Source organism: Nonomuraea fastidiosa (assembly GCF_042751225.1).
Taxonomy (GTDB): Bacteria; Actinomycetota; Actinomycetes; order Streptosporangiales; family Streptosporangiaceae; genus Nonomuraea; species Nonomuraea fastidiosa.
Map to the genome: position 1 here is coordinate 7,507,698 of NZ_CP170570.1, position 15,747 is coordinate 7,523,444.

The 15,747-nt window shown below is 73.7% G+C and carries 19 protein-coding genes and 1 pseudogene; 6 read left to right on the forward strand and 14 right to left on the reverse strand.

Translation table 11 applies throughout. From position 1 onward, the window contains the following. Positions 1-206 precede the first annotated feature (206 nt). Positions 207-1,298 (reverse strand): TetR family transcriptional regulator, encoded by a 1,092-nt coding sequence (locus tag ACFMQL_RS34465; protein ID WP_378790241.1) that lies wholly within the window; start codon positions 1,296-1,298, stop codon positions 207-209. Here ACFMQL_RS34465 and ACFMQL_RS34470 point away from each other — a divergent pair. Further along, positions 1,266-2,153, forward strand: a complete 888-nt coding sequence (locus ACFMQL_RS34470; RefSeq protein ID WP_378788961.1) for an SDR family NAD(P)-dependent oxidoreductase — start codon at positions 1,266-1,268, stop codon at positions 2,151-2,153. The two genes, ACFMQL_RS34465 and ACFMQL_RS34470, sit on opposite strands and share 33 nt — an antisense overlap. A gap of 70 nt (positions 2,154-2,223) precedes the next feature. Here ACFMQL_RS34470 and ACFMQL_RS34475 read toward each other — a convergent pair whose 3' ends face one another. The 3 genes from ACFMQL_RS34475 to ACFMQL_RS34485 are packed head-to-tail and all read right to left on the reverse strand — an operon-like array spanning position 2,224 to position 4,411. Next, positions 2,224-2,823, reverse strand: coding sequence for a helix-turn-helix domain-containing protein (locus tag ACFMQL_RS34475; protein WP_364051168.1), 600 nt, complete (start codon positions 2,821-2,823; stop codon positions 2,224-2,226). Between the two features lie 40 nt (positions 2,824-2,863). Next, the gene (locus ACFMQL_RS34480; protein ID WP_364051165.1) at positions 2,864-3,436 is read right to left on the reverse strand and encodes a dienelactone hydrolase family protein; all 573 of its coding nucleotides are present in this window, start codon (positions 3,434-3,436) and stop codon (positions 2,864-2,866) included. A gap of 30 nt (positions 3,437-3,466) precedes the next feature. Further along, entirely contained in the window at positions 3,467-4,411 is a 945-nt protein-coding gene (locus ACFMQL_RS34485; RefSeq protein ID WP_364051162.1) for a LysR substrate-binding domain-containing protein, read from the reverse strand. A gap of 61 nt (positions 4,412-4,472) precedes the next feature. Between ACFMQL_RS34485 and ACFMQL_RS34490 the strand changes: the two genes are divergently transcribed. Further along, complete coding sequence (locus tag ACFMQL_RS34490) at positions 4,473-5,330, forward strand: alpha/beta fold hydrolase (protein ID WP_364051159.1); 858 nt, start codon at positions 4,473-4,475, stop codon at positions 5,328-5,330. Continuing rightward, positions 5,327-6,754, forward strand: coding sequence for an MFS transporter (locus ACFMQL_RS34495; protein ID WP_378788965.1), 1,428 nt, complete (start codon positions 5,327-5,329; stop codon positions 6,752-6,754). Before ACFMQL_RS34490 ends, ACFMQL_RS34495 begins: the two co-directional genes overlap by 4 nt. Here the strand turns inward: ACFMQL_RS34495 and ACFMQL_RS34500 are convergent. From ACFMQL_RS34500 to ACFMQL_RS34545, 10 genes and pseudogenes are all read right to left on the reverse strand, one after another. Continuing rightward, entirely contained in the window at positions 6,637-7,593 is a 957-nt protein-coding gene (locus ACFMQL_RS34500; protein ID WP_364051153.1) for a hypothetical protein, read from the reverse strand. The genes ACFMQL_RS34495 and ACFMQL_RS34500 overlap by 118 nt on opposite strands. Next, on the reverse strand, positions 7,590-8,435 hold the full coding sequence (locus ACFMQL_RS34505) for an ABC transporter ATP-binding protein (protein WP_364051150.1): 846 nt from the start codon (positions 8,433-8,435) through the stop codon (positions 7,590-7,592). Before ACFMQL_RS34505 ends, ACFMQL_RS34500 begins: the two co-directional genes overlap by 4 nt. Further along, complete coding sequence (locus tag ACFMQL_RS34510) at positions 8,432-8,884, reverse strand: GntR family transcriptional regulator (protein ID WP_364051147.1); 453 nt, start codon at positions 8,882-8,884, stop codon at positions 8,432-8,434. The genes ACFMQL_RS34505 and ACFMQL_RS34510 overlap by 4 nt, the downstream gene beginning before the upstream one ends. A gap of 132 nt (positions 8,885-9,016) precedes the next feature. Continuing rightward, a complete protein-coding gene (locus ACFMQL_RS34515) occupies positions 9,017-9,742 on the reverse strand; it encodes an MgtC/SapB family protein (protein WP_364051144.1) in 726 nt (241 codons plus the stop codon). Positions 9,743-9,979: 237 nt separating this feature from the next. Next, entirely contained in the window at positions 9,980-10,753 is a 774-nt protein-coding gene (locus tag ACFMQL_RS34520) for a maleylpyruvate isomerase family mycothiol-dependent enzyme (protein WP_364051141.1), read from the reverse strand. A gap of 67 nt (positions 10,754-10,820) precedes the next feature. Further along, positions 10,821-12,116, reverse strand: coding sequence for a DUF6596 domain-containing protein (locus tag ACFMQL_RS34525; protein WP_364051138.1), 1,296 nt, complete (start codon positions 12,114-12,116; stop codon positions 10,821-10,823). A gap of 98 nt (positions 12,117-12,214) precedes the next feature. Beyond that, on the reverse strand, positions 12,215-12,589 hold the full coding sequence (locus ACFMQL_RS34530; protein WP_364051135.1) for a YciI family protein: 375 nt from the start codon (positions 12,587-12,589) through the stop codon (positions 12,215-12,217). A gap of 14 nt (positions 12,590-12,603) precedes the next feature. Then, positions 12,604-13,185, reverse strand: a complete 582-nt coding sequence (locus ACFMQL_RS34535; protein ID WP_364051132.1) for a dihydrofolate reductase family protein — start codon at positions 13,183-13,185, stop codon at positions 12,604-12,606. A gap of 6 nt (positions 13,186-13,191) precedes the next feature. Beyond that, the gene (locus ACFMQL_RS34540) at positions 13,192-13,584 is read right to left on the reverse strand and encodes a hypothetical protein (RefSeq protein ID WP_364051129.1); all 393 of its coding nucleotides are present in this window, start codon (positions 13,582-13,584) and stop codon (positions 13,192-13,194) included. 140 nt (positions 13,585-13,724) lie between these two features. Further along, positions 13,725-13,844: pseudogene (locus ACFMQL_RS34545) on the reverse strand (LysR family transcriptional regulator); the annotation flags it as partial. 56 nt (positions 13,845-13,900) lie between these two features. On the opposite strand from ACFMQL_RS34545, the gene ACFMQL_RS34550 reads away from it, so the two are divergent. The 3 genes from ACFMQL_RS34550 (at position 13,901) to ACFMQL_RS34560 (ending at position 15,727) form a co-directional block, all read left to right on the forward strand. Continuing rightward, positions 13,901-14,167: a hypothetical protein gene (locus ACFMQL_RS34550; RefSeq protein ID WP_364051126.1), complete on the forward strand. Its 267-nt coding sequence runs from the start codon at positions 13,901-13,903 to the stop codon at positions 14,165-14,167. An 85-nt stretch (positions 14,168-14,252) separates the two neighbouring features. Next, complete coding sequence (locus ACFMQL_RS34555; protein ID WP_364051123.1) at positions 14,253-15,101, forward strand: oxidoreductase; 849 nt, start codon at positions 14,253-14,255, stop codon at positions 15,099-15,101. Further along, positions 15,101-15,727, forward strand: a complete 627-nt coding sequence (locus ACFMQL_RS34560; RefSeq protein WP_364051120.1) for a TetR/AcrR family transcriptional regulator — start codon at positions 15,101-15,103, stop codon at positions 15,725-15,727. Before ACFMQL_RS34555 ends, ACFMQL_RS34560 begins: the two co-directional genes overlap by 1 nt. Positions 15,728-15,747 lie beyond the last annotated feature (20 nt).

The window sequence follows — 15,747 nt, forward strand, 5'->3', positions numbered from 1 at the left end:
TCGCTCAGCACCTTCTTGATGTCCTCATAGCGCGTGGTCACCCACGCCTCGCGGCCGGTCGGCAGCTTGACCTTGGTGACGGGCCGCTCGCGCAGGAGCCGCAGGTGCTGCTCGGGCGGGGCGAACGGGCAACCGCGGGTGGTCACCAGCGTCTCAGCGGAGTCGGTGGTCAAGGCTCTCCCTTCGAAGATGGACGCGCACGGCGTTCACGACCTGGGCAGCAACGTGTCGACGACCTCGCGCAGCGGCCCCGCCAGCTCCTCGTCCCCGGCCGTGGCCAGCGGCCGCAGCTCGGTGGACACGCGCAGCGTGGCCACCCCGACCGCCAGCGCCAGCACGAGCTGGGCGCGCAGCATGAGCGCCTCGCCCTGCGGGTCCTCGGGCCGCCACCCGGCCACGGAGGCCAGGTCCTCGCTGGCGGATCTGAGCAGCCCGACGCGCATCCGCTCGGCGTTCTCGTCGCCGGACGTGCGCAGCAGGAGCAGCAGCACGTCGGTGATCCGGTCCTCGCCGGTCGCGGTGATGATGTGCCGGATGGCGTCGGAGAGCGGGGCGTTCCCTGCGACGCGCCGCAGCTCTTCCACGGCGGCGGCCAGGCACGCCTCGAACAGCCCTTCCTTCGACTGGAAGTAGCGGTTGACGAGGGCGACGTTGACGCCGACGTCGTCGGTGATGTCGCGGACGGTCGTGGCGGCGTAGCCGTCGTGGGCGAAGCGTTTGAGTGCCGCGTCGAGCAGCCGCTGCCGGGTCCTCGCCGCGTCGCGCCTGCGGACGGCTTCGGCGCCGCTAGCGGTCATCGATGTCCCTTCCGGTTGACGACCGCAGGATAGCCATGATCGGCAAGGGATGTAAATAGCCGTTGACTTACGTCCTGGCGTAGTCGGGGCCGAGCACGTCGAGCAGCGCCAGGGCTTCGGCGTCGCGGGAGCCCGGGCGCGCGCTGTAGAGCACGAGCCGCTGGTCGCGGTCGGTGAGGCGAAGTCCTCCATGAGCGCCGCGGCGAGATGGTTCCAGGCGAGCACCTCGAAGGCCGCCGACAGCACGATCGCGGCCGTCTGCGGCAGCCGCTCCAGCAGCGCGAGGATGCTCGGCCGCACGTCGCGCCTGAGCACCGCGGCACGCGTCGGCGCGGTGCCCGCCAGGAGGTGGAGGTGGCGGCACTCGGTGTCGCTGAGCCGCAGCGCCGTGGCGATCCCGGCCAGGACCTCACCCGACGGGCGCGGCGCCCGGCCCTGCTCCAGCCGTACGTAGTACTCGGTGGAGATGTGCGCGAGCACCGCGACCTCCTCACGGCACAGGCCGGGCGTCCTGTTTCCGCACCTGCCGGCCTGCTCACGGGCAAGGTCACCACCGGCGCCAGCCGCGGCATCGCGGAGGCGGCCGCCCGGCTCTTCGCCCGTGAGGGCGCCGCCGTCGTGCTCGCCGCCCGCAGCGTTGACAGCCTTGACCGGATCGTGGCCGAGATCCGGGAGGAGGGCGGCGTCGCGGACGCCGTACGCGTCGATCTGGGCGACAGCGAGAGCATCCGCGCCGCCGTCGGCCGCGTTGAGGAGTTGCACGGGAGGCTGGACGGCGCGTTCAACGACGGCGCGGCGATGCCGCAGCCGGGACCGCTCGACGTCACCAGCGATGAGGACATCGACCGGCAGTTCGCGGTGAACTTCCGCGGTCACTGGACGGCCATGACCGCCGAGGCCGCGCTCATGCGCAAGAGCGGCGGCGGCGCGATCGTCAACACCTCCAGCATCGGCAGCCGCCGCGCCAACCCGGCGCTGCCCGCGTACGGGGCGATGAAGCGGGCGCTCAACAGCATCACCGAGACCGCGGCGGTGAGCTGGGCGGCCGACGGCATCCGGGTGAACGGCATCACCCCCGGCGGCACCGCCACGAAGATGATGGACGAGTGGGAGGCGATTTCGCCCGGTGTCCAGAAGCGGGCGACCGCGATGACCCCGCTCGGCCGGATGGCCGAGCCACGCGAGGTCGCCGAGGTGGCGGCGTGGCTGCTCAGCGACCGCGCCTCGATGGTGACCGGCGCGATCGTGCCGGTGGACGGCGGCGCCGGCGCGCTGACCCCGGCCGCCGGTTTCACCTGCCTTCGCCGTGCCCCCAGTGTCGTGCGCGCCTCGGCCTGGTCGACCTTCAGCGGGTGAGCCGCCTTTTCGGCGAGAGCTCCGCGCGCGCCGATCCGCGGGCGGAGCCAGAGGAGGCGGCTTCGCAGGGTCAGAGGAGGCGGCGCTGGAGGACGTCCGCGAGCACCAGGCTGACCATGGACTCGACCGCCTCGGTGTCCGGCGGCCCGGCCGCGCGGTCGGCGAACAGCATGTGACCGGTGCCGACCAGCGTCAGCGCGAGCGTCGCGGCGTCGGTGTCGGCCGCCAGGCGGCCCAGCTCCACCTCGTCGGTGAGGTAGGCGCGCACCATGTCGATGCCCTCGGCGAGCAGCGGGATGCCCGACGGGGTGGTGGAGCGCAGCCGGGCGCGCAGCTCGTCGCGGAAGATGACCAGGCCGACGATCGCCACGGTGACCGGGTCGAACAGGTCGAACAGCGCGCGGGTGACATTGCCCGCGACGGTGCCGGTGCCCGCCACGGCGGTGAGCGAGCTGGCCTGGGTGTCGAGGCGGACGATGCGGTCGCGTATCAGCTCGGCGACGAACGCGTCGAAGTCGGCGAAGTGCCGGTGCAGCACGCCCTTGGCGACCCCCGCCTCCGCCGTGACCGCCCTGCTGGTCAGGCCCTCGGGCCCGGCCCGCAGCAGCACGCGCTCGGCCGCCGCGAAAAGCTGCGCGCGGACGTCGCGGATGGCGGTGCCGGTCGGCATCGTACGTCCCCCTCTCGAACGCTCGATGTGACGCAGCGGCTCAGAGGCCGGCCACGAAGTCCAGCGCGATCGCCCAGGCGCGCTCGGCCGCCTCGGCGTCGTAGTCGGGCAGGTCGGGGTCGGTGAACAGGTGGCCGGCGCCCGCGTAGCGGAACACCTCGACGTCGGCCCTGGCCCGGCGCATCTGGATGTACCAGTGGTTGAGCCAGTCGGCGGGCTCGTTGGTGTCGGGGTCGGCGACGTGGAGCTGCACGGGCAGGTCGTCGGCCGACACGCCCTCGGCCATGTCGGAGGTGCCGTGCATGAGCAGCAGGCCACGCGCGCGCTCGTCGCCCAGCGCGAGGTTCTGTGCCAGCGCCGCGCCGAGCGAGAAGCCCGCGTAGATCAGGCCGTCCTCCGACAGCGGGGCCGCGGCGGACACGGCCCGCTTGAGCAGCTCGTCGCGGCCGATCTCCTCCTTGATCGCGATGCCCTCCTCGGCCGTGTCGACCACCCGGCCGTCGTACAGATCGGGCACGTGCACCTCGTGTCCGGCCGCCCGGAACCTGTCGGCGGCCTGGTGGACGGCGGGCCGCAGCCCGTACATCGAGTGCAAGAGGAGAATCCGTGCCATGCGCGCAGCTTAGCGCCCCTGAGGGGCGGCTCATTCTGACGGCGGCGCGGCGGCGCGCAGCCGGTGGTCGAGCGCGGCGCCCACGGTGGGACAGTTGCGGCGAATCGTGTCCAGGAACGCGGTCAGCACCGGCGACGTATCGCGCGCGGCGAACGACAGCACCAGATCGGGCAGCGGCGTACGCGGGACGACCTCGCAGAACCACGTGCCCTGGCGCGGCGCGGCGAGCATCCGTGACGGGCCCAGCCCGACGCCGACTCCCGAGGCGGCCAGGCCGACGATGGTATGCACGTCTCGTGCGACGGTCGCGCCCGCCAGCGCCGGTGAGTCCCTGCCCAGCAGCGCGCGCAGTCCGGCGCTCACGGCGGGCTCGTCCTCGCTCGCCGCGACGATGAGCCGCTGCCGCCGCAGCTGCTCCACGCGCACCTCCGGGCGGCCGGCCAGCGGGTGGGCGGTGCTCACCACCGCCACCAGGTAATCGTGCCCGATCGGCACCGACACCAGGCGCTCGGCCCCCGCGCCCCGGGGCGGGCCGAGGGTGATCGCGACGTCCAGCTCGCCCGCGATCAGCGCGGCGGAGCTGCGGCTGCTGGCCATCTCGTGCAGCTCAAGCCGTACGTCGGGACGCTCGCGCCCGAACCGGTGCAGCACGCCGGGCAGCGGGTCGAGCAGCGCCGAGGCGATGAACCCCAGCCGCAGCCTGCCCGTCTCACCGCGCGCGGCCCGGCCCGCGTCGGACACCGCCGCCGCCATCTCGTCGAGCGCCCGCCGCGCCCGGGCCAGGAACGCCTCGCCCGCCGCCGTCGGAAACACGCCCTGGCGGGTGCGCTCGAACAGCCGCGCCCCCACCTCGCGCTCCAGGTCGGCAATCTGCTTCGACAACGGCGGCTGCGCGATGCCGAGCGCGGCGGCGGCCCGGCCGAAGTGCTCGTGCTCGGCCAGGGCGAGCGCGTAGCGAAGGTGCCGTGCCTCCATATCGTCCTTTATACCTGCTGTGTATCGCCGAGCCGCCTGTCATATCTCGTGGTGGATGCTCATGCGGTCGCTGCATGGGATGGGCGGCATGAACGACACCGTCTTCGTCCTCGTACACGGCGCCTGGCACCACTCCGGGCACTGGGCGGCCACCCAGCGGGCCCTTGCCGGGCTCGGTGCCGCCTCCGTGGCCGTCGATCTGCCCGGCCACGGGCTCGACGCGCCCCTGCCCACCGGCTACCTGCGTCCCGGCCAGCCCGGTCTGGCGTCGGAGAAGTCCGCGCTGGCCGCCGTGACCATGGACGAGTGCGCTCAGGCCGTCATCGGCGTGCTGCGCCGGGTCCGTCACTACCGCCAGGTCGTGCTCGTCGCGCACAGCGCGGGCGGCGGCCCCGCCTCTCTGGCCGCCGAGCAGGCACCCGAGCTGGTGGACCGGCTGGCGTACCTGAGCGCGTTCGTCCCTGCCGGGCGGCCCAGGTTCTTCGACTACCTCGCCGCACCCGAGAACGCCACCGCCCTCGGCCAGGGTCTCTTCCTCGGCGACGCCGACGCGATCGGCGCCGTACGGATCAACCCGCTCTCCCCCGACCCCGCCTACGCCGAGGAGCTGCGGCGGGCCTACTACCACGACATCCGGGAGGACGCCTTCGACCGCTGGCGCATCTCACTCACTCCTGACCTGCCGATGGCCGTCCCCGCCACGCCCGTCGTCCTGAGCCGGGAACGCTGGGGGCGCATCCCCCGGACCTATCTGCGCTGCGCCGACGACCGAGCGCTGACTCCCGCCGTGCAGGACCTGATGATCGCCGAGACCGACGCGGCCTTCACCGACCGGCCGTTCACCGTGCGCAGCCTGCCGGGCGGGCACAGCCCGTTCGCCGCACGGCCCGCCGAGCTGGCGGCGGCGCTGATCCCGTGACCGGCACTCACGTCACAGGCGGGCGCGCGGTGCTGCCGGTGGTGCTCAGCGCGACCTTCGTCCAGCTCCTGAACGTCACCGTCGCGCAGGTCGCCGCGCCGTCCATCCAGGCCGGGCTCGGCATGGGGCCCGGCGCGGTGCGGCTCGTCCTCGCCGGGTACACGCTGACGTACGCCTGCCTGCTCATCACGGCCGCCAGGCTCGGCGACCGGTACGGCTACCGCCGGCTGTTCGCCATCGGCACCGCGATCTTCCTCATGGGGTCGCTGGCCTGCGCCGCCGCGCCAGGTCCCGCCTGGCTGGTCGCGGCGCGGCTGGTGCAGGGCGCGGGCAGCGGCCTGGTCGCGCCACAGGTCCTGTCGATCATCCAGGTCGCCGTGCCGGAGCGGGGCCGCGCCCGCGCCATGGGCCTGTACGGGGCCACCATGGGCATCGCGTCACTGGCCGGGCCGCTGGCCGGCGGGCTGCTGGCGGGGTTCGGCTGGCGGCCGGTCTTCCTGGTCACCGTGCCGGTGGCGCTGATCTCGCTCGCGGGCGCCGCGCTGCTTCCCGCCGCGCGCGGGACGGGCTCGCAGCGGGTGGACGTCACCGGCGCGGTGCTGGTCACCGCCGGGTTCGGGGCGCTGCTGCTGCCGCTCACGCTGGGCCGCGAGGTGGGCAGACCCTGGTGGACGTGGGCCGGTCTGGCCGCTTCCGTGGTGCTGCTCGCCGCCTTCGCGCTGACGCTGCGGCGGCCGGATGCGCTGATCCACCCGTCCGTGCTGCGCGACCGCACCGCGCGGTGGGGGGTGACGCTGGTGTTCGTGTTCAACGCGGGCGTGCCGTCGTTCACGTACCTGCTGATGCTGCACCTGCAGACCGCGCTCGGCCGGTCGCCCCTCGCCGCCGCGCTGATCTCGGCGCCGTTCGCGGCGGCGGCCATCGCGGGCAGCCGCGCCGCGCCCGCGCTGTCGGCCCGCCACGGGCCGCGCGTGCTCACCGCAGCCGCGCTCGCGCTGGCCGTTACCGTGGTGACGCTCCCGCCTTTGCTGAACGGGCCGTGGGCGACGGCGCCGCTCGCCGTCGGAGGCGGGGCGTTCGGGGTGTTCACGGCGTCGGTGTTCGCGCTGGTGCCGGCCGGGGTCGGCCGGGACGCGGCCGGGTCGGTGTCAGGGCTGCTGCCGACCGCGCAGCAGCTCGGCGGGACCATCGGGGTGGCTCTGGGCGGTCTGGCGTACGCCGCCGCCCCCGGAGGGTCGTTCTGGTACGCGATGACGTACGAGGGCGCGGTCTTCGCCGTCACCGCGCTCATCAGCCTCCGGCAGGCTCACCCGGGACGGCGGAGGGTGCGGCGCACGGCCAGCCCTCCGACGGCCACCGACGCGAGCGTCAGGATCGCCGCCTCCGTCCACTGGAAACGCCAGAACCGGGACGGCGGATGGTAGTACACCGCGTACCGGTAGCCCTTACCGAACAGGCACGCCTGCCAGGCCTCGGCGTTCCTGCTGCTCTGCCCGGTGTCCATGCGGCGCGGGCAGCCGCTGCCCGCCGGGTCGGCCACCTCACCGCCCGACGGCTCCACCCAGGCGGCGCGCACCAGCCTGGCGTCCTGATCGGGCAGCACCACGGTGCCGGTCAGCTCGGCGCGTACCGGCTCGGCATAGTGGTCGCTCAGCCGGAACAGCGCGAACATCGTCACCGCCACCCCGGCCACGACCACCGCCATCGCGGGCAGCGTGCGGCGGAACAGCGCCCCGGCCGCCACGCCGAGCGCGCACGCGTACAGCCACCACGCCGCAGGCAGCACGCCGACCATGTTGAACACGCCGATGTTGCCGAACGCGGAGTCGGTCCTGAACACCGGCCGCCATAGGCTCACCATGAGCGAGAGCAGCAGCCCGCCCGCCACGACCGCGCCGCCCAAGATCGACAGCTTCACCGCCAGCCACCTGCCCACGGACACCGACTGGGTCCAGGCCAGCCGGTGGGTGCCGCGCTCGTACTCGCGGCCGAGCAGCGGCGCGCCCCAGAACGCGCCGATCAGCGCGGGAGCCACCAGCGGCAGCCAGCCGAACACCGAGTAGACCGCCTCATAGCGCTGCCCGAGCGCCGCCGCCACGTCACCGCAGGTCACAGCGGTTCCCGGGCAGCCGGGCGGGGCGTGCTCGGCCACGTACGCGTTCGCCTCCAGCGCCGAGACGAGCAGCAGCACGCCCAGCAGCGCCAGGAGGCCCGCCGTCACGAGGATCTGCGCCCGGTGCTGGCGCCACGTCACCCAGATCACGCGCGCACCTCCGCGAGGCCGGGCAGCGCCCCCGACTCGGGGCTGCGCAGGTAGCCCATGACGAGCTCGTCCAGCCCGGGACGGCGCGCCTGCCAGCGCGGGTCGAGCGGCGGCCCGCCCCTGACCAGCATGGTCACCTGCCTGCCGGTACGGCTCACGCTCACCGCGTCCGCTCCGGCGGGCGACGCCTGCTCCGGCCCGGTGAGCACGTGATGCCCGTCCAGCAGCTCCTCGATGTCGCCGCTGACCTGCAGCCGGCCCCCGTTCAGCAGGATCAGCCAGTCGCAGGTCTCCTCCAGGTCGGAGACGACGTGCGAGGACAGCAGCACGGTCAGCTCACGCCCGGCCACCTCCGCCATGATCGAGCGCATCACGTCGTGGCGGGCGAGCGGGTCGAGGTTGGCCAGCGGCTCGTCCAGCACGAGCAGGTCGGGACAGGCGGCCACGGCCAGCGTCACGGCCACCTGCGCCTGCTGGCCGCCCGACAGCCTGCCCACCTTGCGGTCCAGCGGGATGCCCAATCCGGCGAGCCGCCGTCTTGCCGCGCCGTCATCCCAGCGGCGGTTCAGACGGCGGCCGAAGGCGAGCATCTCGGCGACGGTGAACCCGTCGTACAGCGGCTTGTCCTGGGCCACGAACGCCACCTCGCCGGCCACGCGCACGCTGCCCGTCTCCGGCCGCAGCAGGCCGACGGCCGCATGCATCAGCGTGGTCTTGCCCGCGCCGTTGGGGCCCACGAGCGCCGCCACGCGCCCCGCGGGCACGGACAGCGAGCAGTCGCGCAGCGCCCACGTACGGCGGTAGCGCACGCCCAGCCCGGTCACCTCCAGCGCCGGTTTCATGCCACGTCCTCCTTGGCGGCGTCTTCTTCGGCGGTGTCTTCTTCGGCGGTGTCTTCTTCGGCGGTGTCTTCCTTGGCGGTGCCGGCCAGCACTGCGGCGAACAGCGCCCGCAGGTCCTCCTGGTCGAGCCCCGCCGCGCGGGCCTCGCGCACCCACGCCTCCAGGGAACGCCGCAGCCGCGTGTGATCGGCGAGCGTCGGACTGGCGACGCCCTCCCGGACGAACGTCCCCATCCCCGGCCGTCCCTCGACCAGCCCCTCGCGCTCCAGCTCCCGGTACGCCTTGAGCACGGTGTTGGGGTTGATGGCCAGCCGCTCGACGACCTCGCGCGCGGTCGGCAACTGGTCGCCGGGCCGCAATGTGCCCAGGCGGAGCGCCTGCTTCACCTGGTGGACGAGCTGCAGGTAGGTCGAGACGCCTGAGCCGCGATCCAGGTTGAACTCGATCACACCAAAACACCCTTTCACTATTTGATTAGTGAAAGGGTGGTGGAGTGCTGATCGCTTGTCAACCCGCGCCGGCGCCCGCCTTTCAGACGGCGGAGGGTGCGGAGGGGCCGTCCAGCGGAAGGCGGGGCGCTCTCAGGAGGCGGAGGCGTCGAGATCGGTGCCGGAGACCGTGAGCACGCCGTCGATGTCGGCCAGCGTGCTCGCCAGGTCGCTGATCTGCCCGGGACCCTGCACCACCATCCAGATGGACACGCCGCGCTGCTCCCCGCCGCCGCGCTCGCGGTCCACGGTCAGCTCCGCGATCACGAACCCCTTGTCCGTGCACGTCTGCAGCACCCGCCGCAGCACGCCCCGCCCGTCGAGATAGGTCAGCCGCAGGGGCGTCTGCGCGTACTTCGAGCGGGGCAGCCGGCCGGTCAACGGCGGGAACGCGAACACCACCAGGAAGTGCCCGACGGTCACGGCGATCGCCGGCAACCACAGCCCGGCCCCGGCCGCCATGCCGACCGCGCAGGTCAGCCACACCACGGCGGCGGTCGTCAGCCCGCGCACCGCGTCCCGGCGGACGAAAATGAGACCGCCGCCGATGAACCCGATCCCCGAGACGATCTGCGCGGCCACCCGCGACGGGTCGAGGGCGACGTCACCGCCGAGCACGTCCGCGAAGCCGTACTTGGAGACCAGGACGATCAGCGCGGAGGCGAAACCGACCAGCGTGTGCGTGCGCAGCCCGGCGCTCTTCTGCCGGATCTCGCGCTCCAGCCCGATCGCGGCGGACAGCAGTAAAGCCAGCCCGAGATCCCCGAGCTGTGCCCATCCCTGACCACTGAACGCACCGACCGCGAACGTTCCTTGCATTCCATGGCCTCTCCCCCACCCGCCGCCCCGCCACACCTCCCCCGGCCTCCGGCCTGCGCACCGTCATCCCCCACTTTGCGCAGGCATGGTGCGACCAGAAAGGCGCGCCTGCCCGCGGCCTCGACGTGACCGGCAGCGGCACACCCGACTCGATCCGGCCAGGGCGGGGGCATCCCGAGCGGCCGTGGGGCGGCGGCCGCTCCTTGGCACCGCCCCACGGCCACGGCTGGGGCGGGGTCAGCCGGCGACCCAGTCCATGTGGTCGATCCAGTGCTCGAACAGCGCGCGGTCGCCCTGCACGTCCAGCGCGGGAGCATCGGCCGGCGGGCGGCGGCGGCTGATCACGAGGAGGAGGTCGGTGGCCGGGCCGCTGACCGTGACATCGGCCTCGCCGTGGACGCGCTCCAGGGCGATCCCGTCCTTCTCCCGGCGGGCCAGCCACTCGCCGGGAGCGTCGGTGGCGTGGAAGTGGAGGGTCTGGCCGTCGCCGGTCATCGCCTCGGCGAAGCGCGGTACGTTCTCCCAGTAGCCGCGCGAGGTCATCGTGTCCAGCCAGTCGCTCAGGGCGGCGACGGCGAGGTCCGTCGGCAGCTCGTACGGCAGCCCCAGCGCCGCCGCGGCGTCGGCGCGGTGCACGCACATCTCGCCGAACAGCCGCCGGGCCCAGAACGGCACGCCCGCGGCCGCGCCCGACGGATCCCACACCGGCGTGTCGTCGGTCACCGAGGAGTACGCCTGCCGCGCCTCGGCCGCGCCGTCGATCAGCCACTGGCGCCACTCGCCGGGGCCGGCAGGCCCGGAGGCGGGCTCCAACGCCTTGGTCGGATCGACCAGCCGTTCGCCGACGAGCGTCGTCACCATGCGCTGCACACCGCCGACGTGTTCGACGAGGTCGGACAGCGTCCACTCCGGGCAGGTCGGCACCGGAGTCGAGGCGTCTTTCCCGTCAACCCAGTCCGCGAGCGTGCCGGTCTGCTCGATGACGGCCTTCAAGTACGCGGATGTGTCCATCGCCGCACCTCCAGGTGCCTTAGAGCATCGGATGCCGCCCGTCCGGCGGCGCGTCAGACGCTACCGGTCACGTCCGACAATTCGCAGAGCCGGCGCGACGCTCCAGGAACGCCCTCACCGCGGGGTCGGTGGCGAGCGCGGCGGCCTTCGCGTACGCCGCCGCCGCGTCCTCGTGCCGCCCGAGCCTGGTCAGCAGGTCTCCCCGCGTCGCGTGGTACGGCTGGAACCGCTCGCGCTCGGGCGGCAGCTCCTCCAGCAGCTCGAGCGCCTGCTCGGCCGAGCCGGTGCGGGCCGTGACGGCCGCGTGCGCGACCCGGCTGCCGAGGCTGGGCGCGACGGCGACCAGCGCGGCGTAGAGGGTCCGCAGCGCGGGCCAGTCCGTCACGCCGGTCCTGGCCCGGTCGCAGTGGACGGCCTGGATCGCCGCCTCGAGCTGGAACCGGCCGGGCGCCTGGCCGGGGCGCTCGGCCTTGCGCAGGTAGTGCTCTCCTTCGGCGATGAGCCGGAGGTCCCAACCGGACGGATCCTGCTCCTCCAGCGGCAGATACGGCCCGCCGGGCCGCCCCGCCCGCGCCGAGTCCAGGGTGAGCAGCGCGGCCAGCCCCCACGCCTCCGGCTGGTCCCCGAGCAGGCGGGCCAGGGTGACGGCGAGGTAGCGTGCCTCCCCGGCCGGCGAACCGCCGTCGCCGCGTTCCGGCCAGGCCAGGGCGTAGCAGCCGTAGACCGCCTCCAGCACCGGCGCGAGTCGTTCCGGCATGGCGTCCCTGCCGGGGACGGCGAAGGGGATGCGGGCGTCGCGGATCCGCCGCTTGGCGCGTACCAGTCGCTGCTGCATCGCGCCCGCCGGCACCGCGAACGCCCGCGCGATCGCCGCGGAGTCGAAGCCGAGCACGGCCTGCAGCATCAGCGGGGTGCGGACGTTCGCGGCGATCGCCGGATGGGCGCAGACGAAGAGCAGGGCGAGCCGCCGGTCGGGGATGGCGTCCGGGTCGAGCGCGTCCAGCGGGCCTGCGGGCCCGTCCGCGCCCTCGTCCAGCGGCGCGGTACGGCGGTGCGCGGCGGACTTCCAGAAGTCCCGCTGGCGGTTGCGCGCCACCGTGAGCAGCCAGCCCTCCGGATTGTCCGGCACCCCGTCGCGCGGCCACGTGGTCAGCGCCTGCTCGAACGCCTGCGCCAGCGTGTCCTCGGCGAGCTGCAGATCGCCGGTGGACGCGGCGAGCAGCGCCACCAGCCGCCCGAACGACTCCCGCGCCGCCCGCTCCGCCATGATCGCCGCCTCCGAGCCGTCCGGTCCGAACAGCGCCGCATCTCCGGTCGCGGCCTCCGAGCCGTCCGGCCCGAGCTGCGCCGCACCTCCGGCCACCGCCTCGGAACCGCTCGCCCCGGACGGCGCCGCCTCCGGGAGGTCCTTCCGGCTTGCGGGTCCGGTCGGCTCGCCCGGCTGGCGTGCGGGGCCTCCGGTCACGATGGGACCCAGGTCCCGTTCTCGATGTGCACCGCGCCGGGCCGGACCTCGACCGTGCCCCAGGCGGCCGGCGGCGCCTGCCGCGCCCAGGTCAGCGCGGTGTCGAGGTCGGGGACGTCGATGACGATGACGCCGCCGAGCTGCTCCTTGGTGTCGGCGAACGGCCCGTCCTGGATGCGCGGCTCGCCGCCGGCAGAGGAGAGCGTGGTCGAGGCCGACGACGGCTGCAGCACGTCTCCGCTCACCAGGACCCCGGCCTGCTCCAGCGTCGCCGCGTAGCTCGCCATCGCCCGCATGCCCTCGGCGATCGCCTCAGCTCCGATGGACGCCTCGCTCTCCTCGCTGTGGTGGAACAGCAGCATGTATCGCATTATGCGATCCTCCCTCATTTCACCTGGTAGCGCGCCATGACGATGCCGGTCGGGGACGTGACGGTCTCCTCGAGCACGAGGTCGGTACGGTCGCCGGCGCCGAACAGCCGGGTCCCCGACCCGAGCACGATCGGGTGGATCAGCAGGACGTACGCGTCGATGAGCCCGGCCCGGTGCAGCGAGCGGACGAGCTCGCCGCTGCCCAGCACCGTGATCACCCCGTTCACCTCGTCCTTCAACCGGGCGACGGTCTCGGCGGCCTCGCCCGCCAGCGGCACGGAGTTGGGGTAGGCCAGATGGGCCTCCGGGGCGCGGGTGGCGACGTATTTGCGCTGCCGCACCAGCGACTCGGTGAACGGGTTGGGCTCGGCGACCGACGTCCAGTGCCGCAGCAGATCGTCGTACGAGCGGTGCCCGAACAGCAGCGCCGCGGTGCGTTCCCGGCCGGAGACCGGCGGCCGCGCGGTCACCTCGTCGGCGTGTTCCACGCCCCAGCCGCCGTGGCGGAACCCGCCTCTGATGTCCTCGTCAGGCCGCCCCGGGGCCTGCATGACCCCGTCCAGGCTGATGTGCGCGAAGACGTTGATGGTGCCCATGCGATGTCACTCCCTGTCCCGCCGGGCCGCCGTGTGCGGCCCGGCATGGAGATGACGAGGACGGCGGGCCGGGACAGACACCCAGGCGTCAGGGTTTCGCGGGGACGGTGGCGTAGAGGAGGTCGCGCAGACCAGGGAGCGATTCGCGGTCGCCGCGCCACACCAGCGTCCAGCGGGTGCCCGGGCGCGGCGACCAGGACGAGGGGCACGGTGTCGACGTCGAGGAAGCTCAGCGGCGGCGCGGCGAAGCCCGAGGTCGCCGAGCGCGTCACCGGTGTCGAGGAGCAGCGCCGCCTCCAGGCGTCCTGCGGCGACGTCGGCGAGCAGGTCGTCCCGCCGCGTGCCCGGCAGCACGTCCACCTGGAGCCCTGGGCGGCGTGCTGCGAGGGGGGCGAGCACGCGCGGGACGTAGGTGGCGGCGAGCGTCTCCAGCGCGCCGAGCCGCAGCCGCGCGGCCTGTCCCGTGACCTCGCGCCGGGCCTGTTCCGCCTGGTCGAGCAGGCGGCGTGACCAGATGAGGAGGCGTTCGCCCTGCGGGTGAGCCGCATGCCCTTGGTCGTGCGCGCGAACAGCTCCACCCCGAGCGATCGCTCCAGGGCACGGATCTGCGCCGAGACGCTGGACGGCGCCAGGTCGAGTGCCACGGCGGCGCCGGTGACCGTGCGGTGGCGACCTGGGCGGCCATCAACGGCGCGGCGGTGGCGGCGGCGTCCTGGTGGATCTGGCGGGCTGGCGGGCCGTCTTCCTCATCAACGTGCCGATCGCGGCGCTGGTGCTCGGCCTGGCGCTGCTGGCGGCCGGTGCGGCCGGAGGGCTGCTCAACGCCGTACGGCAGGCCGGCGCCACGCTCGGCGTCGCCGCGATGGGCGGCGTCATGGGGCTCGGTGAGGCGAGCGGGCCCGCGACCGCGATGGCGCTGGCGGCGGCGGTGTGCGCGGCGGCCGGGGTCTGGTTCGCGTCCGCCGCGCCCAGCCAGAATTGACACTTTGCCGAGAAAAATCGACATAGTGTAGATTTTGTGAGGTGGAGCCGTCCGGCTCCCGCCCGACCTAGCCCCTGGAGGGGACATGCAACAGCAGAAATGGCTCATCACCGGCGTCAGCTCAGGGCTGGGGCGGGCCTTCGCTCAGGCCGCGCTGGCGGCCGGGCACACCGTCACGGGAACCGTCCGCTCCGAGGCGGACCTGCGGGCCTTCGAGGCGCTCGAGCCGGGGCGCGCGCACGGCCGCGTCCTCGACGTCACCGACGAGGACGCGGTCCACCGGGTGGTCGCCGAGGTGGAGCAGAACGTCGGCCCACTCGACGTCGTGATCGCCAACGCCGGTTACGGCCTGGAGGGCACGTTCGAGGAGACCTCGCTGGCCGAGGTGCGGCGGCAGTTCGAGGTCAACGTCTTCGGGGCGGTGTCCACGCTGCGGGCGGCCCTGCCCTACATGCGGCAGCGCAGGAGCGGCCGCCTGATGGCCGTCACGTCCATGGGCGGGCTCATGGCCGTGCCCGGCATGTCCGCCTACTGCGGCAGCAAGTTCGCCCTCGAAGGCATACTCGAAGCGCTGGGCAAGGAGGTCGCGCAGTTCGGCATCCACGTGACGGCGATCGAGCCCGGATCGTTCCGTACGGACTGGGCCGGACGCTCCATGACCCGCGCTGAGCACTCCATCGCCGACTACGACGAGCTGTTCCTGCCCATCAGGGCGGCGCGGCGCAAGGCCAGCGGCAACCAGCTCGGCAACCCGGCCAAGGCCGGTGAGGCGGTCGTGCACATCGCCTCCATCGAGAACCCGCCGGCCCACCTCGTCCTGGGCTCCGACGCGCTGCGCCTGATCGCCGCCGCGCGTACCGCCGTGGACGACGACATCCGCACGTGGGAGGCGCTGTCCCGGACGACCGACTTCCCCGAAGGCGCGCAGCTCTGATGCGCGGCACCCCTCCCGCTCGGCGGCGGCGCACCGCCGCCGAGCGCAAGGGCGACCTCAGGGAGCGGGCGATCCTCGACACCTGCGAGGCCCTGCTGGCCGAGAAGGGCTATGAGGCGATGACCGTCGGCGACATCGCCCAGGGCGCCGGCATCACGCGCGGCGCGCTGTACTTCTACTTCGGCTCCAAGCAGGAGGTGGTCACGGGGCTCGTGGCCAGGACCGTCGAGCACCTGTGGGAGCGCTCGCGGGCCACCGCGGCGAACGACGACCCGCGCGCGGCCATCGCGGCGGCCATGCGGCGCACGATCGAGCTGTGGAACGAGCACGGCCTGGTCATGCGCACGGCCATCGACCTGTCGCTGACCGTCCCGGAGATCGGCGAGCTGTGGAGTCGCACGGCCGACCTGTTCACCGGCGCCATCACCGCCGTGCTGGAGCGCGCGGGTGTCCCCGCGGGCACCGAGCCCCACCAGGCGTCGGCGATGGCGCGCGCCCTGTGCTGGATGATCGAGCGGAGCTTCTACCACGCCTCGCAGGAGTCTCCCGAGGCGCTGCGGCGGGCGTCGTCGGCGTGCGAGCACATCTGGCTGACCTGCGCCGGGCTGGCCGGCGGCGACAAGTGATGCGGGAACGAGACGGGAAG